1 rRNA gene is annotated in these 216 nt (G+C 39.8%); it reads right to left on the minus strand.

The features are described from left to right. Positions 1-113: 113 nt before the first annotated feature. Positions 114-216: ribosomal RNA gene (locus H4J67_RS20265) — 23S ribosomal RNA — on the minus strand; the annotation flags it as partial.

A 216-nucleotide genomic window follows, 5' to 3' on the forward strand; every position in this document is an offset into this window, starting at 1 on the left:
TAGAGCCATAAATATAAAAGCGTTTTCTTATTCAATTCATTACAGTGCGTGAAGTTATTCTTTATATGTCAGTCTTTTACAAACACTTCGTAGCAAAACTACTTGGGTGTTGTATGGTTAAGCCTCACGGGCAATTAGTATCAGTTAGCTCAAGACCTCGCAGTCCTTACACACCTGACCTATCAACGTTGTAGTCTCCAACGACCCTTTAGGGAG

The organism is Colwellia sp. BRX10-4 (genome assembly GCF_014077465.1).
Taxonomy (GTDB): Bacteria; Pseudomonadota; Gammaproteobacteria; order Enterobacterales; family Alteromonadaceae; genus Colwellia_A.